The 21,531-nt window shown below is 49.3% G+C and carries 15 protein-coding genes and 1 pseudogene; 13 read left to right on the top strand and 3 right to left on the bottom strand.

What is annotated here, in order from left to right; all coding sequences use genetic code 11:
* The first annotated feature begins 32 nt into the window (after positions 1 to 32).
* The 3 genes from AWJ19_RS26075 to AWJ19_RS26065 are packed head-to-tail and all read left to right on the top strand — an operon-like array spanning position 33 to position 4,431.
* A complete protein-coding gene (locus AWJ19_RS26075; RefSeq protein WP_068728144.1) occupies positions 33 to 2,426 on the top strand; it encodes a glycoside hydrolase family 2 TIM barrel-domain containing protein in 2,394 nt (797 codons plus the stop codon).
* Entirely contained in the window at positions 2,423 to 2,842 is a 420-nt protein-coding gene (locus AWJ19_RS35415; protein ID WP_068728143.1) for a hypothetical protein, read from the top strand. The genes AWJ19_RS26075 and AWJ19_RS35415 overlap by 4 nt, the downstream gene beginning before the upstream one ends.
* Positions 2,758 to 4,431, top strand: coding sequence for a beta-galactosidase (locus AWJ19_RS26065; protein ID WP_128083699.1), 1,674 nt, complete (start codon positions 2,758 to 2,760; stop codon positions 4,429 to 4,431). The genes AWJ19_RS35415 and AWJ19_RS26065 overlap by 85 nt, the downstream gene beginning before the upstream one ends.
* A 382-nt stretch (positions 4,432 to 4,813) precedes the next feature.
* On the opposite strand, the gene AWJ19_RS26060 is transcribed toward AWJ19_RS26065, so the two are convergent.
* Both AWJ19_RS26060 and AWJ19_RS37750 read right to left on the bottom strand, forming a co-directional pair.
* On the bottom strand, positions 4,814 to 5,248 hold the full coding sequence (locus AWJ19_RS26060) for a helix-turn-helix domain-containing protein (RefSeq protein WP_068728141.1): 435 nt from the start codon (positions 5,246 to 5,248) through the stop codon (positions 4,814 to 4,816).
* 266 nt (positions 5,249 to 5,514) lie between these two features.
* Positions 5,515 to 6,327: pseudogene (locus AWJ19_RS37750) on the bottom strand (ATP-binding cassette domain-containing protein); the annotation flags it as partial.
* Positions 6,328 to 7,115: 788 nt separating this feature from the next.
* Here AWJ19_RS37750 and AWJ19_RS26045 point away from each other — a divergent pair.
* The 4 genes from AWJ19_RS26045 to AWJ19_RS37740 are packed head-to-tail and all read left to right on the top strand — an operon-like array spanning position 7,116 to position 12,102.
* Complete coding sequence (locus AWJ19_RS26045; RefSeq protein WP_241781896.1) at positions 7,116 to 8,711, top strand: extracellular solute-binding protein; 1,596 nt, start codon at positions 7,116 to 7,118, stop codon at positions 8,709 to 8,711.
* Between the two features lie 31 nt (positions 8,712 to 8,742).
* Complete coding sequence (locus AWJ19_RS26040) at positions 8,743 to 10,488, top strand: histidine kinase (protein ID WP_347231160.1); 1,746 nt, start codon at positions 8,743 to 8,745, stop codon at positions 10,486 to 10,488.
* Positions 10,481 to 11,119 carry a response regulator gene (locus tag AWJ19_RS37745; RefSeq protein ID WP_347231159.1) on the top strand — a complete coding sequence of 213 codons (639 nt, stop codon included), beginning with the start codon at positions 10,481 to 10,483 and terminating at the stop codon, positions 11,117 to 11,119. The genes AWJ19_RS26040 and AWJ19_RS37745 overlap by 8 nt, the downstream gene beginning before the upstream one ends.
* 41 nt (positions 11,120 to 11,160) lie before the next feature.
* Entirely contained in the window at positions 11,161 to 12,102 is a 942-nt protein-coding gene (locus AWJ19_RS37740) for an AraC family transcriptional regulator (protein WP_347231158.1), read from the top strand.
* Between the two features lie 73 nt (positions 12,103 to 12,175).
* On the opposite strand, the gene AWJ19_RS26030 is transcribed toward AWJ19_RS37740, so the two are convergent.
* Positions 12,176 to 12,916, bottom strand: coding sequence for a helix-turn-helix domain-containing protein (locus tag AWJ19_RS26030; RefSeq protein ID WP_068728198.1), 741 nt, complete (start codon positions 12,914 to 12,916; stop codon positions 12,176 to 12,178).
* A 276-nt stretch (positions 12,917 to 13,192) separates the two neighbouring features.
* Between AWJ19_RS26030 and AWJ19_RS26025 the strand changes: the two genes are divergently transcribed.
* The 6 genes from AWJ19_RS26025 to AWJ19_RS26000 all read left to right on the top strand — a co-directional run bounded on the left by AWJ19_RS26025 (position 13,193) and on the right by AWJ19_RS26000 (position 21,528).
* Positions 13,193 to 14,593 (top strand): extracellular solute-binding protein, encoded by a 1,401-nt coding sequence (locus tag AWJ19_RS26025; RefSeq protein WP_068728138.1) that lies wholly within the window; start codon positions 13,193 to 13,195, stop codon positions 14,591 to 14,593.
* Positions 14,594 to 14,684: 91 nt separating this feature from the next.
* Positions 14,685 to 17,594, top strand: a complete 2,910-nt coding sequence (locus tag AWJ19_RS26020) for an extracellular solute-binding protein (protein ID WP_068728137.1) — start codon at positions 14,685 to 14,687, stop codon at positions 17,592 to 17,594.
* Between the two features lie 4 nt (positions 17,595 to 17,598).
* Positions 17,599 to 18,555: a sugar ABC transporter permease gene (locus AWJ19_RS26015; RefSeq protein WP_128083698.1), complete on the top strand. Its 957-nt coding sequence runs from the start codon at positions 17,599 to 17,601 to the stop codon at positions 18,553 to 18,555.
* 1 nt (position 18,556) lies between these two features.
* Positions 18,557 to 19,432 carry a carbohydrate ABC transporter permease gene (locus tag AWJ19_RS26010; protein ID WP_068728136.1) on the top strand — a complete coding sequence of 292 codons (876 nt, stop codon included), beginning with the start codon at positions 18,557 to 18,559 and terminating at the stop codon, positions 19,430 to 19,432.
* A 16-nt stretch (positions 19,433 to 19,448) separates the two neighbouring features.
* Positions 19,449 to 20,921: a hypothetical protein gene (locus AWJ19_RS26005; protein WP_068728135.1), complete on the top strand. Its 1,473-nt coding sequence runs from the start codon at positions 19,449 to 19,451 to the stop codon at positions 20,919 to 20,921.
* Positions 20,902 to 21,528, top strand: coding sequence for a YIP1 family protein (locus AWJ19_RS26000; protein WP_068728134.1), 627 nt, complete (start codon positions 20,902 to 20,904; stop codon positions 21,526 to 21,528). Before AWJ19_RS26005 ends, AWJ19_RS26000 begins: the two co-directional genes overlap by 20 nt.
* The last annotated feature ends 3 nt before the right edge of the window (positions 21,529 to 21,531 follow it).

Raw genomic sequence — 21,531 nt, 5'->3', positions numbered from 1 at the left:
CCTATTCGACAACCGAAATAAGGGAGGATCAGATGAACGAATCCAGAAGCATGATATGGCTGAATGCCGATTGGCGGTTTCAACGGGGGGACTCTGCCCGGGCGTGGTACAAAGGGCATGACGACTGGGATTGGCGCAGGGTTACACTTCCGCATGACTGGGCCGTCGAGGAGGATTTTTCACAGGAGCATTCCAGCGGCAGCGGCTATCTGCCGGGCGGGATCGGCTGGTACCGTAAGCATGCTGCGCTGCCGGCAGGGCTGCAAGGCAGACGCGCTTATCTTACATTTGAGGGTGTATACAACCATTCACAGGTCTGGGTGAACAGCCATTATCTTGGGAAACGCCCTTACGGCTACAGCACATTCACTTATGAAGTAACGGGTTTGCTGGAGTACGGAGGGCCGGATAATATCATTGCTGTAAAAGTGGACCATGCGGAAACGGCGGACTCCCGCTGGTATACCGGCTCAGGCATCTACCGCGACGTCTATCTCACTTTTACGCACGATATTCATGTTGCGCAATACGGCATTTTTGCATCGGCGGTTACGGCAGAACGGGACAGGGCGGAGCTGCAGGTCGAGACCCGGGTGATGAACGAAACAGAGACTTCGGCAGAGCTATCCATACGCCACACACTACTGGATGCCGGGGGCTACGCGGCGGGGTCAGCGGCCGCGTTGCTGCCAGTAGCCGCCGGAGCAGCGGAGGACAACGTGCAGACCATAGAAGTCAAAGAACCGAAGCGCTGGTCGCCGGAAACCCCTTATCTCTATATGCTGCTGACAGAAGTTCTCCAGGACGGGGAGACCGTGGATCTGGTCCGCACTCCCGTCGGTATCCGCAGCTTCTCCTTCGATCCGGCTGAAGGGTTCTTTTTGAACGGGGAGGCTATGAAGATCAAAGGAGTGTGCATTCATCATGATGCCGGCGGGCTGGGAGCCGCCGTTCCCGGCGATGTCTGGACCCGGCGGCTGCGTTATCTCAAGGATATGGGCTGCAATGCGATCCGGATGAGCCATAACCCGCCGGCTCCGAACCTGCTCGATCTGTGCGATCAGCTGGGGTTTCTGGTGATGGATGAAGCATTTGATGAATGGGAAGGCGTCAAGAATAAGTGGTCGGTTGGACATAATGTGTATCCCCCGAAGCATTTTGGTTATTATGAAGATTTCCCGCAATGGGGGATTACGGATCTTCAGGAGATGGTGCGGCGCGACCGCAATCATCCGTCGATCATTTTATGGAGCATCGGCAACGAGGTGGATTATCCGAATGACCCGTATTGCCATCCTTCGTTCCAGACGATGACCGGAAACAATGACGCCAATAAGCCGGCTGAGGAGCGGATATACGACCCGAACAAGCCGAATGCCGAGCGTCTCGCCGTTATCGCCCGGAAACTGGCGCAGGCGGTGAAAGCATGTGATACGACCCGTCCGGTAACAGCGGCGCTCGCTTATCCCGAGCTGTCTAACCTTATCGGCTATGCCGACGCGCTTGATGTAGCCGGTTATAACTACAAGGAGCATCTGTATGAGCAGGATCAGGCTGCTTATCCGGACCGGGTGATTTATGGCAGCGAAAATTCCCCGGGCCTCCGGGAATGGCTGGCCGTCCGCGACAACAATGCTGTCTGCGCGCAGTTTATCTGGACTGGCATCGATTATCTGGGAGAGGCGCACGGCTGGCCGGTCCGGGCCGCGCAGGCCGGATTCCTGGACCTCGCCGGTTTTCCGAAGCCGAGCTATTACTACCGTCAGAGCCTGTGGAGCGAGACGCCGATGGCTTATCTCGCCGTCCGCAGAGCGGATGAACCGGGAATGGCGGATACCGGCGGACGGTACGGCGGTGTTCCGAGCTGGAACTGGGAGCCGGGCGAACGGCTGATTGTGAGCGGGTTCACCAATCTGGCGGCTGCGGAATTGCGTTTGAACGGCAAGCTGCTCGGGACAGGTCGTCCGGCTGACAGCGCGGAATTGTTCCTGAGCTGGGAAGTGGACTATGAACCGGGAACGCTGACGCTGGAGGGCAAGGACGGACAGGGGAGAGCAGTGAAGCGGGAGCTGCGGACAGCAGCTGCGCCGGAGCGCCTTAGCCTGACAGCAGATACGCTGGAGCTGCGGGCAAATCTGCGGGATGTGGCCCATATCGAACTGGAAATTACCGATGCGGCCGGCAACGGCATATACGAAGCGGAGCTTCCCGTAACGGTTACCGTGGAGGGAGCGGGCGAGCTGCTTGGCCTGGAGAACGGCAATGCGCAGGATCTGCAGCCTTACCGTTCCCACACCCGCAGCACCTATCACGGCAAACTGCTGGCTTACATCCGGACCGGGGCCGCTCCGGGAACGATCAAAGTAACAGCGGCAACGCCGGGGCTGCCTGCGGCAGAAGCTGTGATCCGCACAATTACACCATGAAAATCCATTTTGAGAATGCTGTTGCAAGAGCAGCAACGTTTACTTCACTAAGCGCGGATCGCTGTGAGGTGGTGCTCGGAGCCGAAGGCGGCGGGATTTCGCTTGCTGAAATCCGTAATTCCGGAAAACGATACATTATAGGAGATATTGAGGTGCTGGAGGAGCATTCGGTAGCGATGATGTTCCGCTGTTTCTTGCCGGGTGCTGAAGAGGAGCGGATTTTCATGCGCTTTGGCCTGTTGCCCTGTCTGAAGACAAGGATCTGCCTGGACCTTCATTTACTGGATAACAGCACGATATATACCAACCGTACTCCGGCACGCTTAAGCTGGTGGTTCATGGACAGCGTACCCGGATCGAAGAGGCAGACCGGTTCGAGCTTGGCATGGAGCGTTCCTTTCATGAGGTCCGGGTAAGATTGGAAAACTTCTTCCTGACGGATGACAAACCTGAGGAATTCCCGGTTCCCGGCAAGAAGCTGGTGGATGAATTCGGCCAATGGAAGGGCAAGGAGTGGCCGGGGAAGATTCAATCTCTGGATGAACTGGCCAAGAAGCTTAAAGTCATTGAAGGCGAGGCCCGGTATCCGTTTGCCGAATGGAACCGCTGGGGCGGTGATTCTGCCCGGAAATTAACAGAAGGAACAGGCTATTTCGCAACGTTCAAATCGGAAGACGGCCGCTGGCATCTGGTGGACCCGGAAGGCTGTGATTATTTTTCCCTGGGTCCTTGCGGAACGAATCCTGGAGACCAGTGCCGTATAGACGGCTTTGAGCAGAATTGCGACTGGCTGCCTGATATGCAGGACCCGGAATATAAGGAGTTCTACAGGGAAGGAAGCCGCCGCCGCACAGCCTATATGCCGCTTGACCATTATAAAATAACTAACTTTACCGCCATGAATTTGAAAAAAGTTTACGGTGATCAGTGGCGCGGAAAGTGGGAAAACATCGCTCACCATATTTTAATGAAGAACGGAATCAACTCACAGGGGAACTTCCCCGGACTCTGTGTCAACAATGGAAGAAGCAAATTGCCTTATGTCCGTGAGCTTCCCGGCTTCCCTGCAACAAACACGTTGATATTCAGGGACTTCCCGGATGTGCTGTCGCCCGAGTACAGCGAGCAATCGGAGCAATATGCCCGGCAGCTTGCTGACTGGGCAGATGATGTCTGGCTGATCGGTTACTTCCTGCGCAATGAGCCGGAGTTTAATTTTGTGGAGGGGCTTCTGATTGCCGATGAAGTCCTGCATAATCCTGCTCGAACGTATTGCCGTCAGGGGTTAATCTCGTTTTTGCGGGATAAATACGGGACGATTGAAGCATTAAATCAAGCCTGGGATGCCGGGTTTGCAGGCTTTGAGGCTTTGGAGCAGCCGCTCGATTGCTGTTCGCGGACCTATCCCGCGTCGAAGTTTGATCTGCAGCAATTCTCTATCCATTTGATCCGTGAATATATCAGAATTCCGTCTTTGGCCTGCAAAGCGGTAGACAAACACCATTTAAATTTAGGGCTGAGATGGTCAAAAGCTTATAACCCTGACATGATGGCCGGATGGGAATATTTTGACGTGTTCTCGATTAATTGCTATGACTTTGACCCGTCCAAAGACATGGATTTTGTCAAAAATGCCGGCGTTGACTTACCCATTCTGCTCGGCGAGTATCATTGCGGGGCTCTAGACAGAGGGCTGCCGGCTACCGGCCTGAAAGGTGTCACGGATCAGAAGGAACGGGGCGTCATGTGGAGACATTTTGTAGAAAAGGTGGCTGCACATCCCTATGGCGTCGGAGCGCATTGGTTCCAGTTTAACGATCAGTTCTGTCTGGGGAGGTATGACGGGGAGAACTATCAGATCGGTATGGTCGATATTTGTATGCAGCCGTATGAAGAGCTGATGGATGCTGTATATGAAACTTCAAAGGTGCTGTATAAGGTCAAAAATGGAGAAATGGAGCCTTATGCCAGATACCCTGTGGCGATACCAATGATCGGTTATTGATAAACCGCATATGAAAGAATACCTTAAGCCTGCAGCAACCTCAGCTGCAGGGTTTTATTATGCAAATCCATTTGTCTTCAACGGCATAAAAGTGATAAATGGTGAAAGTAATCCGTTCGATCCCTTCTAGCACACTAGAAAGAAGGAGCATTAACATGAATAATGTTGCTGTTAAGTCGAAGCCGGTCGGTTCAACGAAAACAGCGCTACGGGAGGCAAACGGCTGAAGCGCTGGGAGTCGCCGCTGGCGAAGAATTAATGAAGCTTGCGGATTAATATACAGCTGAAGCGAGCAAGTAAATAAAGGAGGACCGGTCGGCAGGTACAGACTGGTCCTCCTTTATTTCTTTTAACAACGTAAATGATGGCCCTTTAACACATTCTAATAAAATTTTTGTTCAAGCCATGCTCCAAAATTCAAAGTATACTTTATCGGCCCTGACAATATCACTCTAAAATAATCTGGAGAGAGCAGTTCATAATTAAACCTCCGGTTCCCGCCTGAATACACTTGATTGTATTGCTCAATGATCTGGTCTCTAATTGTTTCGAGCTCTTCTTGGTTCTTTATAGGAATATTTAGCGCTAATAAAGATTGTTGAAAAGTCTCTGGGGTAGTGAAATTTTCGATGAATTCAGTAATAGGATTATTAAGACTTGCCTCTCCAGTCAGCTTTCGTATATCTTCTAAGGTAAACCGCCATTGACCGCCGATTTTAGTACCCGTAAGTTCACCAGACTTCAAATAATTACTTATCGTTCTAGTGGTCACTTGTAATTCTTTTGCAAGTTCCTCGACTGTCCAATAGTTCTTCATGTTTCTTCTCCGTCTCTATTGAAATCAATTTGGTTGCATACTTAACTGAAGCACTAACATGAGAAGTATATATCACAATCTTATCCTTTGCCATAGTCAGCAGAGCCTTAAAAATGTCATCTGAAGAAGCTTGGTCAATACTGCTTGTGCTTTCATCCAAAATATATACATCGGCATCCTTCAGAAGCATTCTGGCAATGGCGATCCTCTGCTTTTCTCCCCCGGATAAATTAGCACCGTTCTCTGTTAAAAGAGTATCCCAGCCCTTAACTTTGAGATAAATAAGCGATTCTTGATCTTAAAGAAGCATTACTGATTTTATGTATTGGTGTGTTAATTATCATTATTCCATTACCGGGCCGGAATTTTAGCAAAAGCTTCAGCAGGGAGGATTTCCCGGAGCCCGAAGGACCCATAAGATAAACGACTTGCCCTCTGTATACCCTTTCTTCTAGCGGGTATTTGAAAGTTAATCTACCAAGTGTAAACTCAGGTTTATCTAATGTAATTGAATCAATTGATTTGATATGTACAAAACCATCCGCCTCTATGTTGTCTTCTAAATCGCTCTTAATGAAGTCCAGACTGGTTTCTAATGTTTTTAGATTTAAATTTACTTCCGTTAATCCTCTTAAGGAGTTGAAAAATAAGAGTAATACAACACCAATTATGACAATGCTGCTCATCGGCAACCATTTTTGGGCAATTGAATAAGCAACGGCCACGTAGGTTATATTCTGAAAAAGCTGATTGATAAAGTCGATGATAGCGCCGGAACCCTGTGCAAACTTATTTGTATTATCCAATGTCTGATACATTCTGCCTAATCCAGGCAGTACAGCCTTCTCCAGGAATGCATAATCAGGCAGCTGTTTAATATTATCAGCATTTGACAGTGTAGATACTAAATCCTTGTTAGCAGTTGCACCTTCATATTGCAAGGCTTCCATCTTACGCTTCAAGTTCTTGTTAATAAAACGGAATCCAAAAATATTAACGGGAATAAGAATCAGCAGAAATAAAAATATAGACCAGTGAACCGAATAAGCCAATATAAGGGAAACTACAATGATAAAGCTGGATTGCGTTAAACCCTAAAAGCTGGAGATCGTGAACATATATAAGGTATCCACAGCTGAAAATATCCTGTTAATCAAATAGGTAGGTTCAAGCTTGCTGTACGCATCATAGTTCATTTTATACATTTTCCGTAAAAGGGAGGAGAGATGCTCCGTATTAAATTTTGCAGCATAGTTTTGCCTGTAAATCAAAAAAGTAAATTGCAGCACAAAGGATACAAACATGTTATTGAAGTAAGCAAAACTAACAGAATGGTAATTCCAACGAATTTCTTATTTTTCGTTATTAATTCCTTCATTTGAAATGTAGCCCCTTTATTAAACTGCGGCAACCTATAATTTCGAAAGATATCTTACATTTCATTATATTTCAATGTTGAAAGGAAAATTAAAGAAAGGTGATGCGGTTTTCTACTTCCAAAAACCTGCACCAAATAGTGCCCACCATCTTCCGGTCCTCTTCAGGATCGCCCTCCTGATTAACATTCAGATGAATGTCGCTTTCCGCAACCAGCCCGTACCCGTGTTACCCCGTATTCATTTTCAACCGCTACCATGGAGGTGGCGGTTATTTCATTTTGGGTCAGTGCTTAAAAAATAAGTAAAGAACGGGTAACGAAATAAACATTTGTGTGTTGCAAAATCATCGGAGAATCATTGATAATGATATATCAAACTTTTCTTACATACGGGGGATGAGCATGAATATGCGAGGCAAGCCAATCAAAATGCTGATTTTGGTTTTTGCAGTCTGTTTAGTATCTTTCGCTATGACTTGGAGTTTGAGGATGGACAGGCGTGCTTCCCCTGAACAATTATCAGAGAGGATAAACAATGAGCTTGCTTTCAGCAAATATACTCCGCCTGTGGAAATGTCCTTCGTGAAAGAATTCAGTGAAGATGATGATTTGTTGGATCATTTACCGGGGGAGACACTGGAGGACAACCGCTGGACCCGGCTATATGAGCAGGAACTGGGAATCAAGATTACTTACGAATGGATCGCTGACGGCGAGGTGTACTTTAAGAAGTTTGGCATGGCGCTGGCTTCCGGCCGTATTCCGGATGTGGTGAGGGTGAATGCACAGCAGCTAAGGCAGCTCAGCAATGCCGGACTGATTCAAGACTTAAGTGCGGTATATGAAAAGAATGCATCTTCATTCACAAGAGAGACGCTTGGGGAAGAGGGATCAGGTCCTTTCGAGGCGGCGACAATCGACGGCAAGCTGATGGGTATCCCGCAAACCGCTTCATCCATTGAAGCTGCCCAATATTTATGGATACGCACTGATTGGCTAGACCGGCTCGGACTTGAGCCGCCGAATACGATGGAGGAGCTGCTCCAATTATCGAAAGCGTTTACAGAGCAGGATCCTGACGATAATGGTGTGGATGATACTTTTGGACTTGCTGCTACTAATTATTTGTGGGACCCGGTGGCCGGTCTGGCGGACTTTATGGCTGGTTATGGGGCGTACCCCAACCTTTGGCTGAAAGATCCGGACGGCCGGCTGGTGTATGGAGGCATACAGCCTCAGGTCAAAGCAGCGCTTGCCGCACTTCAAAAATTGTATGCCAGCGGTCAAATGGATCCTGAGTTTTCCCTTAATGATGGCAGTAAAGTCAAAAAGATGGTAGGTGCAGGGAAAATAGGTATTGTGTATGGAGAGCAGTGGGCTTCGTTCTGGCTTCAATTAAGCCGTGAGCAGAATCCGGAAGCACAGTGGCGTGCCTATCCGATCGTATCGGCCACTGGAAGTAAACCCAAGGTACCTCTTCCTTTTGCAACCAACCAGTTTTTTGCTGTGAAAAAGGAATATAAATATCCTGAAGCGCTCATCAAAATGTTCAATCTGTATCTGAAAACAAACTGGGGCAAGACAGCAGATTATAAAACATATTACAGCAATCCATATCCGGTATGGGGATTATCTCCTGTAACACCTGCTCCGGGCCGCAAAAATCTCAATGCCTATTACCAATTGGAGCATGGCCGCCGGACTGGCGACTTTTCCGTATTGTCGGATGAGGCGGCGTCCATTAAGCAGATGATCGATATTTATCAGCGTGGAGGCGAGGATAAAGAAAGCGGCTGGGGCTGGGAACGGATTTACGGCCCGGAGGGAGTATTTTCGGTACTCGATCAATATATCCGGAGCGATCAGCTTCTATATGAGAGCTTTGTAGGCAGTCCGACCGAGACCATGCTTGAGAAGAACAGCCTGCTGATCAATATGCAGCTGGATACGTATATGGACATTATTCTAGGAAGCCCTCTGGATGAATTCGAACGTTTCACAGAGGAGTGGGGCCGGCTTGGCGGCAATGCAATGACCGAAGAGGTCAACCGCTGGTATGAAGGACAGTCCAGCAAGTCTGAGTGATTAACTTATATAATATCGGAGGCTTTTACCATTGAATGCACCTATCCGTTCCTTTCGGACCACAATTTTGTCCAGAATGGTCATGATGTATCTGATCATTATTTTACCGGTGCTGCTTTTAGGCGTCTATTTATATAACTGGAGCTACAATAATGCCAGCCGTGATTTATCTACAGCGACAATGGCGCAGCTGACGGATTATCTGGGTGATTTGACCCGCGAGCTGGATTGGATCGAGATGCAGCAGTTCGATATTCTTGAGGATAATCATCTGAATCGTCTTGCGGTTACCTGGGATATGATGAGCAGCGTGGAGAGACGTTCCAGCTTAAACGAATTGTTTCAGCGCTTAGCCACGATCAAAACAAGCAGTGATTATATCAAGGATATCCGGATTCATGTACGTAAGATCGATAAAACGTTGTCTGTCCAGAGTACGATGCAGAATTTTGACACAAAAAGCTATTCCTATTTTCGTTCCATTCCTTATAAGTCGGATAAAAAGCTGATCAGCTATAACGGTCTGCTTCATATGATTGCTATTAAACAAAGTGGAGTTAAAGGCGATGAACCGCTATTTATTGTGCAGGTCGAGCTGGATAACCGGAAGCTGCGAAGCTCACTGGGACAGGTCAACTTATATCCGGGGAGCCGCTCCTATCTGCTAGCGGAGGATTCAACGTTCGCGCTGGGAAATGATGAGGAGACGGATAACATCCTTAAGAAGAATATGACTGCACTGCGGGAAGTCCAAGGAAGGTGGTCGCGCTTCAAGGCGGATGGCCGGCAATATCATATTGACAAAGCGTTCTCGGAACAGCTTGATCTGTCAGTGGCGAACTTTCTGCCTATGGAAGAAGTACGGCGGCCGCTTGCTAAATTCAAAATGTGGGCATGGCTGTTTGCGCTGGCCTCCCTGTGCGCAGTTTCAGTTTATACAGTTATGACATACAGGATGGTACACAGGCCCCTGCTCCAGCTGGTCAAGAGCTTCCGCCGTATGGAGGACGGAAGTCTTGATATCCAGATCGAACACAAGCATTCTGACGAATTCGGGTATTTGTACCAGCGCTTCAACCAGATGATCGCCAAGCTGCAAATCTTGATTGATCAGGACTTCAAACAAAAGCTGATGATGCAAAAGGCAGAGCTTAAACAACTGCAGTCACAGATCAATCCTCATTTTTTGTATAACAGCTTTTTTATCCTGAATTCACTGTCCAAAACCGGGGATGTGGAACGCATTGAACAATTTACAGGTATGCTTGGTGAATATTTTCGGTTTATTACCCGCAACGGGGAGGACTATGTAAAGCTGTCGGAGGAAATCCGGCATTCCCGAATGTATACCGAAATCCAGAAGCTTCGCTTTTCCAGGCGGATACAAGTCCAGTTTGACGAGCTGCCGGAAGAGATGAGAGACATCCGTGTTCCCAGGCTGATTACCCAGCCGCTAATCGAGAACGCCTATGAACACAGTCTTGAGAAATTGCCTGAGGAGGGTATGCTGCGGGTATCCTTTGAATCCTCCTCCGGTGAGGCCCGCATTGTAATAGAAGATAACGGTAATGAGCTGGACGATGCAGGAATAAAAATGCTTCAGGAAAAATTGCTGCACCCGCTGAAATTCCAGGAGATGACCGGGATGATGAATATTCACCGCAGAATCAGCCTGATCCATGGGGATGGCGGCGGACTCGAGATCTCAAGAAGCGGGCTGGGGGGACTTAAAGTGATGATACGGATTGGTTTAAGGGGGAAAGGTGACGATGTATAGACTGCTCGTGGTGGATGACGAAGAGATTATTACAGATACCCTGCATGAAGTACTGACTCAATTTATGCCGGAAAAGCTGGATGTCTGCAAGGCGTATTCGTCCAAAGAAGCCTTGGTCTGGATGGACCGGACACGGATTGATATTGTCTTGACTGATATTCGTATGCCCGGCATGAGCGGCCTGGAGCTATCGGAGAAAATCAGAACACTCTGGCCGAGGTGTAAAGTTATATTTTTGACCGGATACAGTGAATTTGACTATGCCTATCAAGCCATTCAGATGTCCGGAATGCGTTATGTCCTCAAAACCGAAGGCTATGACAAAGTGGTATCATCCGTTGAGGAGACGCTGCAGGAGATTGAACAGGGCAGGAGGGTTGAGGAGCTTATCGTCCAGTCCACCGAACAACTGCTAGCCTTGGAGCTGATGGCTCAGGAGAAATATCTGAGGCATCTTCTTCAGGACAGCCGGATGTTCGGAAAAGATGCCGGGATGCTGGAGGGGGACTTCGGTCTACTGAATATCGGACTTGATCCGCATGCGCCTGTGACCCTGATTCTGGGCCGTCCAGAGCATCCGGAGGAAGCGAGCTATACAGAATCGAACCGGAAGCTCTCAACGGCCGTCTGATTTGGGATTCTTATCTGGCAGGAAAAACAAAGCATGCCGGAATGGAGGATAAGTTCGGGGGGCTGCTGTGGTTCCTTCAGCCGGCTACGGTTGAATTGAGGGATTCAGAACACCAGCTGAAGCGTTACCTGGAGGGGACACTGGAGCTTATCCAGGAAGCCTGCCTGGAGGAGCTTCAGCTGCCGGTTGCCTTTACCGTCTGTGCCCCCTGCACCTGGGATGCTGTATCCGCCCAATACGACCGGCTTCGTCAATTGCAGCAGCTCAGAACCGTGAGCGGGCTTTCTGTCATCTGGAGCGGGCAAGCCGGAACAGGGGAGACGAGGGAAGAACTGCGGATCAGCTCACGTACGGAAATTATCGCGGCCCATCTTGAAGCAGGCCGAAAGGAGAAGTTACACGAAGCTCTGAATGATACCGTTTGTTATATTCTGCAAGATCATTGGGGGATCCACCAGGTAACAGAAGCTTACTATACACTGGCACTTATGTTTCTGTCTTGTATCAACCGCTGGGGCTTGCAGAAAGAACAAATAGGGGACTGGAGCAGATTAATGAGGTTAGATGAGCATGCTTCAATCGCAGAATCCTTTCAATACTTGTCAAGTGCTTCAGATGCCATCCTCGCCGCCAGACAGTCTGATGAGCATAATCAGGCTACAAATGCCATAGAGCGGATCTGCCATTATATCGACAATAATCTGGGCGAGGACCTGTCTCTTGTCCGTCTGGCTGAATTGAATCACTTTAATCCAACCTATCTTTCCCGGTTTTTCAAGCAGGAACAAGGTATTAATCTGTCTGATTATATAGACGAGTGCCGGGTCCGCCGTGCGATGGAGATGCTGAAAGCGGAGGGGATCAAAATCAGGGAAGTAGCGGCGGCGGTCGGTTATGAAGCGGCCCACTCCTTCACTCGTTTTTTCAAGAAAGTAACGGGAATGACACCTCAGGAGTACCGGGATACGTTCACCAATTATTAGTCGTTGAATCCGGCAGCGGCGATACGTGACTTAAAGGTCATGAATCGCCGCTGTTTCTTGTGTGTCTATTTATTTATGCAGTAATCAATGTCTGCTTGCGGTATTCGTTGGCACTTGTTCCGGTGTACTCCTTGAATTTCTTATAGAACCAGTCCGTTTCCGAGTAGCCGACTTCCCTGGAGATCTCGTAGATCCGCATTTCAGTGCTTTCCAGCAAATGCTTGGCCTTCTCCATACGCTGCTGGAGCAGGTATTCGTTGAAGGAAATCTGCTCTTCACTTTTGAACTTTTGTCCCAGATAGGCACAGTTGAAGTGAAGGGCTTCGGAGATCTTTTTCAGCGAAATATTCTGGTGAAGCTCCTCCTGAACATATTTTTTAACCATATCTATGATAGAGTTCTGGCAATGAGGCTGCGGGGCCTTAACGGCGTCTTCAAGCGATGCATCAAGATTACGCCTGAGTATACCCAGACAATCCAGCAGCTCGGATGACTGTACAGGATCGGTTAAGTAATCGTTTACCTGATAGTGCAGAGCTTGGCGGGCCAGATTGAAATCCTGTCCTCCGCCAATTAATATGATCGGAATGCGGCTTTTTTGGCGAATGAGTCCGCACAACTGCAGACCGAAGGATTGTAAGCGCTTTATATTTATTAATACAAGAATATGGGCAGGATTGTCCACATGGTACAGTGCGTCAGTAATATTATCCGCAGTAGTGTGAATGCAAAAACCCGCCTGGTTCCAGTCCAACATATGCAGCATGGTTTCCGATGAATCTGAATTAGGATCCACAAGCAGTATCTTATACAAGATGCTTTCCCCGCTTTCATCAAAAATAGTCATCCGCAGCGACTGATGTTCATAAATCCTGACTACGCTTTTTATTATGGTTCAACCCGGAGGGGAGTGACAATGTGCAACTTTTTATTAACCGTGCATTTGTTTACCTGTTCAACAAAGTGCATTTTTAGGCCGTAATGATCTATAAATGAACGGGTTCAACCCTGAAAATAGGCAGGTTGTCGATCAAAAATGTAAGCGCTACACTTTTGATTGTTACCCAATCACTGAAGGGGAGGTCCCAAAATGTTATACAAAAGACTCTGTACCACGCTACTCAGTTTGACAATGGTATTCACGCTTGCGGCTTGCAGCGGAGGTAATTCGGGAAGCGGCAGCAATGCGCAGGGCAACACAGCAACTCCGGCACCGACTGAAGCAGCGGAAAACAGCGGCAACGGGAACAATGGAGAGAGTAACACTGCTGTTGAGGAGGATGTGGAGGCTACGCCTGAAATGGATTTCGACATGGGCGGCAGGACCATCAAGATTGTAGCCTGGTGGGATATGACGATTCCGGAGGATAATCCGGATAATATCCAGCGAAAAAAGAATCTGGATGAACTGATGAAAAAGCACAACTTCAAGGTTGAATATGTGAATATTGATTTCGGTGAGTATCAGGCCAAGGTAACCGCCTCCCTTCTGGCAGGTGAACCAATCGGCGATATCGTCCGTCTCGGTAAATCCTACATGATTCCTGCGCTCGTCAAACAGGATTTGCTATGGCCGATCGATGAATATACGAAGAATGCACGGGTCTTCAATCAGAAGACGACTAATGAATACATGCAGTATAACGGCAGGGGTTATGCATTCACCGAGAACCAGGCCAATCTGGTTCAGGGCATTTTCTACAACAAAACGCTGATGAACAAGCTGGGAATGAAACCGCTCCAGGAATATGTCGATGAGGATAACTGGAACTGGGATACATTCATTCAGGTAGCCAAGGAAGCCAACAAGGATACAAACAATGACGGCAAGCTGGACACTTGGGGATTGGCTAACAACGGGCTGATGGATCAGGCGCTCTATTCCAACGAAGCCACACTGACAAGCGGCGACAAACAGACTCTGGATGATCCGAAAACGCTTGAATCCTTTGGCCTGGTATCCCGTCTCGCCACAGAGAAGGTGTCCCGTCCGACTGAAGGAGGAGACTGGACCGAACCGGCCCAATTCTTCCGCCAAGGCAACACATTGATGTATGCCGGCGCGCTGTATGAATTGAACGGCTTCAAGACCGATATGCAGGATTATGAGCTCAGTTTCGTTCCGTTCCCGAAAGGTCCGAGCGCTACCACCTATCACTCTGCCGAAGCGCTCTATCAGGCACTGACGATTCCGAAGGCCGTGGAGAATCCGGAACAGCTGATGTACATCTGGGAGAAGATTAATGATATCGACTCCATCTACGATTATCCTGACCAAGGTTCGTATGAGTCCGTCTTCACCACCGAGGAAGATATTGAAAACGCCAAAATGGTCGCTCCGAACATGGTGGTTCTTGACCATAATACGTTCCCGAATCTGCCGTACTACGACATTATCGGTGAACTGACCTCAGGCAATTCGGTATCGACTGTCGTCGAGAAATATAAGGCGAAGGTGCAGGCTGCCATTGACGAAGTTTATAAAAAATAACCGTTGATCATGATGTCCCCATGTAGATGAAGCATTCTATAATGGGGACTCATTATTAAACTGCAATCTCTGGTGCTGGAGGGGAGAAGCGTTGAACATCAGAAAGAGGAAATATGGCATAGGCATTGTTGTTGTAATCATTGCCTGCGTTCTTATTGCGGTAGCCGTCAGTGCGGGTGATGCCCCGCAGAAGCGGATCTACGCAATGAACGACTTTGTCCCGGTTACGGATAATACCGCCGGGGACGGCTATGGGGAATACAGGCAGGCCCATTCAGCGAGCGGGCGGCCGGACAAAATTATACTTATTGAAGGCGAACATTATACCCGTATAGACGGTGAAGACTTTGAGGTTGTCAGCGGCTATGAGGGACTTGAAGGACAGGCGGTAATTACACCGGACAGGGGCAGCATCACTTGGAAGGCTGAGATTGCGGAAGCGGGTCTGTACAATGCACGGATTCACTACTTCCCGGTCGAAGGCAAGAGCTCGTCGATTGAAAGATCGCTGGCCATTAATGGGAAGATTCCCTTTGCGGAATCCGAGAATCTGATTCTTTACCGCTTATGGGGAAGCCGTGAGGCTGAAGTCAGACGGGATGACCGCGGGAATGATCTGCGACCTTCTCAGATCGAGAAGCCGCAGTGGCAGCTGTCTCCCTTCACTGATAGCGACGGTTATTATGAGGAGCCCTATCAGTTTTATTTCGGGCAAGGTGAACAAGAGATCACACTTGCCGCGGTCAGAGAGCCGATGGCAATTGATTATATTGAGCTGTATCAGGATGAGGATATTAAGCCTTACGCTGAGCTGGCAAGCACCTATGAGTCCCTCGGACTCAAACCGGCGGAAGGCCAGTATGTCGTCGTTCAGGCAGAAGACGCTGCGCTGAAATCTTCCCCGACCTTGTACCCGCTTTCTGACAGGTCCAGTCCGTCGGTCGAGCCTTACGATGTTTCCAAAATCCGCATTAACACGATTGGCGGACTGAACTGGAAGCTTCCGGGGCAGTGGATTGAATGGGAGATCGATGTACCGGAAGACGGATTATACCAGATCGCGCTCAAAGTCAAGCAGGATCAGCTGCGGGGCGTGTTCGCCACAAGGAGCCTGACGATTGACGGGGTGATTCCTTTTGAAGAAATGAAGCGGATCCAGTTCGCCTTTAATATGGACTGGAAGATGGAAGTGCTGGGCGGAGAGGAGCCCTATCTGTTTCATCTGACCGAGGGCAGGCACAAGCTCCGCATGACGGTGACGCTGGGCGATCTTGCTCCGCTTCTGCAGACGGTTGAGTCCAGCGTGCTCCAATTGAATGAAATGTACCGAAAAATCATGATCATCACGTCGAATACACCGGATGCGTATCGCGATTACCAGCTGGTAAAACGGATACCGGATATGGTTGAGGTGTTCAAAACCCAGGCCGGGACCATTCGCAGTGTTGCTGAATATTTGGAGAAATCTACCGGAGAACGGAGCGACAAGGTAGCTGTGCTGTATACGCTGGTCCATCAGCTGGATGAGATGATCAAGGACCCGGAGACCGTTCCCCGGCGCCTGACCACCTTCAAGACGAATGTGGGCGGACTCGGAACCTGGATTCTTACGGTCCGCGAGCAGCCGCTTACGCTGGATTACCTGGTAGTGTCTTCACCGGGGCATACGCTGCCCAAGGCGCAATCATCGGCCCTGGCCAAAATGAAGCATGAGGTCGGTGCCTTGTTCTCCTCCTATACGGAAGACTATGACAGCATCGGCAACACCACGGAGAATCAGAAATCCGTAACCGTCTGGATTACGACCGGACGGGATCAGGCCCAGGTACTCAAAAGTATGATTGACGAAACCTTTACGCCTGAAACGGATATATCCGTTCATCTCCGGCTCGTGCCCGCGAATATTCTGCTGCCTGCGACCCTGTCCGGTGAAGGACCGGATGTCGCGATGCAGATTGGCGAGGATATTCCGGTCAATTACGCGATGCGTGACTCTGCCGCCGATCTGACCCAATTCTCCGATTTCAGGGAGATTTCTTCCAGATTCAGAGACAGTGCTCTGGAACCTTATAAATACAATGGCGGTATATATGCGCTGCCGGAGCAGCAGACGTTCCCGATGCTGTTCTACCGGAAGGATATTCTGCAGGAGCTTGGCCTGACGCCTCCGGAGACCTGGCAGGATGTCTACAATATGATCTCGGTTCTGCAGAAGCACAATATGGAATTCTATCTTCCCATCGAGAATCCGACGAACAATGCGACGATTGTGCCGAATGCAACCTTCTCCATGCTGCTGTATCAGCATGACGGGTCGTTCTACCGTGAAGAAGGACAGAAAAGCGGTCTGGATTCTGATATTTCCATGGAAGCGTTCAAGAAGTGGACGCAATTCTATACGAATTACAAATTCCCGCTTCAGGCGGACTTTCCGAACCGGTTCCGGACCGGCGAAATGCCGATCGGGATCGCAGACTACACCATCTACAACAATCTGAAGGTTATGGCACCGGAAATCAAGGGCCTGTGGGATTTCACTCTGGTTCCGGGGACGGAGCTTCCGGACCACTCGGTCAATCATAAAGTGGCCAGCCATACGACCGGGGTGCTGATGTTGGAGAACGCGGATGACAAGGATTCCGCCTGGGAATTCATGAAATGGTGGACAGACAGCAACACCCAGATTATGTACGGCCGCCAGATGGAGGGCCTGCTCGGTGAATCGGCCAGATATCCGACGGCCAATATAGAGGCCCTGGAGCAGCTTCCGTGGCCGGTCAAGGATTATAACAATCTGGAGAGCCAGTGGCAGTGGGTCGAAGGCATTCCCCAGATTCCGGGCGGTTACTTCACAGGCCGGCATCTTGATAACGCTTTCCGCAAGGTTGTCAACGGCAATGAGAATCCCCGGGAAGCCCTGTCGGATTATATTCTGTATATCAATGATGAAATAGCAATTAAGCGCAAAGAGTTCAATTTGCCGTATTCGTTTGGGGGGTAGGAAGATGCAAGTGGAAGCCGCCGATCGGTCAGTACCGGTTCACAGCCCTGCGTTGAAGGAATCGGTATGGACCCGAAACTGGAGGGAGATCAAGAAGAGCAAGCATCATTATATCCTGATGGCTCCATACATGATCCTTTTTTTCATGTTCACCGTCATTCCGGTAGTCTTTTCCATGATACTTAGCTTCTTCTACTTTAACATGCTGGAGTTTCCGAGATTTGTCGGTCTGCAAAATTATTCCAGGCTGCTGCTCGGTGACGATGTATTTATGATTGCACTTAAAAATACGCTGATGTTCGCGGTAATTACCGGTCCGGTCAGTTATATCGCCTGTTTTCTGTTTGCCTGGATCATCAATGAACTGTCACCCAAAATCCGCGCATTTATGACGCTGGTATTCTACGCGCCGTCCATTGCTGGAAATGTGTATTTCATTTGGCTGATCTTCTTCTCCGGTGATGCCTACGGCTATCTGAACGGTTTTCTGATGAAAACAGGATTCATCCTTGAACCGGTTCAGTGGTTGACCAATGAACAATACATTCTGACCATCATCATTATCGTACAGCTCTGGCTGAGTCTCGGCACCAGCTTCCTGGCCTTTATCGCGGGACTGCAGACGGTCGACCACACCCTGATCGAAGCCGGATCTATTGACGGTATAAAAAACCGCTGGCAGGAGCTGTGGTTCATCACGCTTCCTTCCATGCGGCCGCAGCTGATGTTCGGCGCTGTCATGCAGATTACGAGCTCTTTTGCCGTAGCTGATGTTGCCATCGCACTTGCAGGATTTCCGAGTGTCAACTATGCGGCCCATACGATTGTGACCCATTTGATGGACTACGGCACGATCCGTTTTGAGATGGGGTATGCTTCGGCTATCGCGACTGTACTCTTTGGTCTGATGCTCGGTGCAAACCTGCTTATACAAAAACTGCTCAGAAAGGTGGGGGAGTGAATTGAGCGTCAAAACGATACGGTTAATCTCTGGAACGAAGAAGCTCAACCGTTCATTTACAGTCAGCTTTCTGCTCTTCCTGCTGCTGGCCGCCTTTGGCTGCTTCATGGCACTGCCCTTGATCTATGCCGTCAATAACGCGTTTAAGCCGCTCGATGAGCTGTTTATCTTCCCGCCGCGTTTTCTCGTTATCAATCCGACGATGGATAACTTTTTTGACCTGTTCTCGTTGATGGGGAATTCCTGGGTTCCACTGTCCAGGTACATCATGAATACGCTGATCATTACGGTCGTAGGCACCGCTGGACATATTCTGCTCGCTTCGGCGGCTGCCTACCCGCTTGCCAAATACCGGTTCCCGGGCTCCAAGGTACTGTTCACCATCGTAGTCCTGTCGCTGATGTTCTCCGCCCAGGTCACTGCGATCCCTAACTATATGGTGATGTCCTGGCTGGGATGGATCAACACCCATGCTTCAATCATTGTACCGTCCCTCTCGTTCTCGCTCGGACTGTTTTTGATGAAGCAGTTCATGGAACAGATTCCGGATGCCCTGCTGGAAGCTGCCAAGATCGACGGAGCCAGTGAATACCGCATCTTCTGGACCATTGTGATGCCGAATGTGAAGCCGGCCTGGCTGACGCTGATGATCCTCCAGTTCCCGATGCTGTGGGGAAGTGACGGGGGCAACTTTATTTACAGTGAGAATCTTAAGACACTTCACTACGCGCTTGGCCAGATTGTGCTAGGCGGTATAGCCAGAGCGGGTGTCGGGGCGGCTGTGGCGCTGCTGCTCATGGTGGTTCCCATTACGCTCTTCATTATCTCCCAGAGCAGCGTCATTCAGACGATGGCGACGTCCGGGATGAAGGAGTAGAAAGGATGCGTACGCGATGAAGAATGTTGCTAACCGGGCAAGGGCGTACATCCTGTTGGCTGTGTGTGTGCTGCTCGGCGTTATGACGGCAGCAGCACCCGCTATGGCTGACGGGAGCAGCTCTTCGTATAACTACTCTTACTGGGGGGAGCCGGTAGCTTCACCGGCAGCTTATCAGGCGACGGAACTGTGGACCGGAGACAGCCTCGGTACAGGACCCTTGAAGGATCCCTCCGATATGCATGTGACCCCGGATGGAGATATTTATGTGCTGGACACCGGTAATAACCGGATCCTGATACTGGATAGCCAGTTCAAGCTGGAGCGGATCATTGATTCCTTCAAGCAGGACGGGGCGGTACAGACCTTCCAAAGTCCGCTTGGACTGTTCGTCACAGAGAATAAGGATTTATATATTGCCGATACCGGAAACAGGCGGGTAGTGCAGCTTGATTCCCGCGACAATGTTGTGAAGGTGATTGACAGCCCGCAGTCTGAGCAGCTGCCGGAGAATTTCACTTTTCAGCCCGTCCGGCTTGTTGTGGATAAAGCGCAGCGCCTGTATGTCATGGCTACCGGTGTGTATGACGGATTCATGGAGTTTAATTCCGGGGGGGACTTCACCTCGTTTATTGGCGCTAACAAAGTCACGATTGATCCGGTCGAATATTTCTGGAAACGTATATCCACACAAGCACAGCGGAGCCAGATGGTCATGTACACACCGACCGAGTTCACCAATCTGGATATCAATGAAGAAGGCTTTATTTATGCGACCAACGGTCAACGCAGTAATAATGTGAAGAAGCTTAATGCCCAGGGCAGTGATATTCTGCGGCGGCTGGGCTACTGGGAACCGGAAGGGGACATCTACGCCACGGTTACAACCGGCTATACCCGGTTAGCCGACATTGATATCGGCGACAGTGAAATGTACTCGATTCTGGATGCCAACCACGGCCGGGTGTTCACTTACAACGGCGACGGCTATCTCTTGTATGTATTCGGCGGTATGGGCAACCAGCTGGGTTACTTTAATACTCCCGCGGCCCTGGAGCGGATCGGCGATGATTTTATCGTGCTGGATAAGGCGCTTGGCGAGATCACCGTATTCCGGAGTACGGAGTACGGACGGACGCTGAATCAGGCGGTCCGCAGCTATTACAACGGTGACGAGGAGCAGGCGCTGCAGCTGTTCCGGCAGACGATCAACATGAACGCCAATCTGGATTTTGCTTATTCCGGCATCGGCAAGGCCATTCTGCGTCAGGGCGATTACGCTGAAGCGATGAAATATTTTAAACAAAGTATGGATAAGACCAATTATTCGAAGGCCTATTTGCTGCATCGCAAACAGGTGCTGCGTGCCCATTTTACAGAAATTGTGGCTGCTGTATTCCTCCTTGTCATTGCCGTCTTTGCCTGGATTAAGTTTAGAAAAATGAAGGTGAGAAAGAAGGTGGTCCCGCGTGAACAAAGAGCTGGTTAAATACCCGTTTGAGCTGATGGCACACCCCTTTAACGGGTTCTGGGACCTGAAATACGACCGCAGCCGCAGAACGAATCTTGTAATCTCTTTTATCATCCTTGGCTTGATGGTGCTGACCAATGTGCTGAGTACCCAATACAGCGGTTTCCTCGTGTCGATGTACAATCCGAATTACATGAACAGTCTTCTGGAAGTGCTGTATGTACTTATCCCGGTGTTATTCTGGACCGTGGCGAATTGGTCGATAACAACTTTGATGGACGGGGAAGGCAAATTTGTTGAAATATTTACGTCCACCTGCTTTGCGATGCTTCCGTTGGTAATCATCAATCTTCCGTGGATATGGCTCAGCAATTTTATCTCGCTTCAGGAGGCCTCTTTCTATTATTTCTCGGGAAGCCTGGCCACCATCTGGTTTATATTTCTGCTGTTTGTCGGAAATATGACGGTGCAGCAGTTCACGCCAGGCAAGACTATAGTGACCATCCTGTTGACGGTTGCGGCTATGGCGTTTATGGCCTTTCTTTGTCTGCTGTTCTTCAGCCTGGTGCAGCAAATTATCAATTTCTTCATGACTATATATCAAGAGATCGTTCTGAGAAGCTAGGAA

Origin of the sequence: Paenibacillus sp. DMB5 (genome assembly GCF_001517085.1) — a bacterium.
Classification (GTDB): Bacteria; Bacillota; Bacilli; order Paenibacillales; family Paenibacillaceae; genus Paenibacillus_AQ.
The sequence above is the reverse complement of the archived record's forward strand: the minus strand, read 5'-3'. Positions and strand labels throughout refer to the sequence as shown.

Bases quoted from the DNA above. Each gene is read 5' to 3' on its own strand.
- AWJ19_RS26075 (WP_068728144.1), top strand. From the start codon at position 33: ATGAACGAATCCAGAAGCATGATATGGCTGAATGCCGATTGGCGGTTT.
- AWJ19_RS35415 (WP_068728143.1), top strand. From the start codon at position 2,423: ATGAAAATCCATTTTGAGAATGCTGTTGCAAGAGCAGCAACGTTTACT.
- AWJ19_RS26060 (WP_068728141.1), bottom strand. From the start codon at position 5,248: ATGAAGAACTATTGGACAGTCGAGGAACTTGCAAAAGAATTACAAGTG.
- AWJ19_RS26045 (WP_241781896.1), top strand. From the start codon at position 7,116: ATGGACAGGCGTGCTTCCCCTGAACAATTATCAGAGAGGATAAACAAT.
- AWJ19_RS37745 (WP_347231159.1), top strand. From the start codon at position 10,481: ATGTATAGACTGCTCGTGGTGGATGACGAAGAGATTATTACAGATACC.
- AWJ19_RS37740 (WP_347231158.1), top strand. From the start codon at position 11,161: ATGGAGGATAAGTTCGGGGGGCTGCTGTGGTTCCTTCAGCCGGCTACG.
- AWJ19_RS26025 (WP_068728138.1), top strand. From the start codon at position 13,193: ATGTTATACAAAAGACTCTGTACCACGCTACTCAGTTTGACAATGGTA.
- AWJ19_RS26015 (WP_128083698.1), top strand. From the start codon at position 17,599: ATGCAAGTGGAAGCCGCCGATCGGTCAGTACCGGTTCACAGCCCTGCG.
- AWJ19_RS26005 (WP_068728135.1), top strand. From the start codon at position 19,449: ATGAAGAATGTTGCTAACCGGGCAAGGGCGTACATCCTGTTGGCTGTG.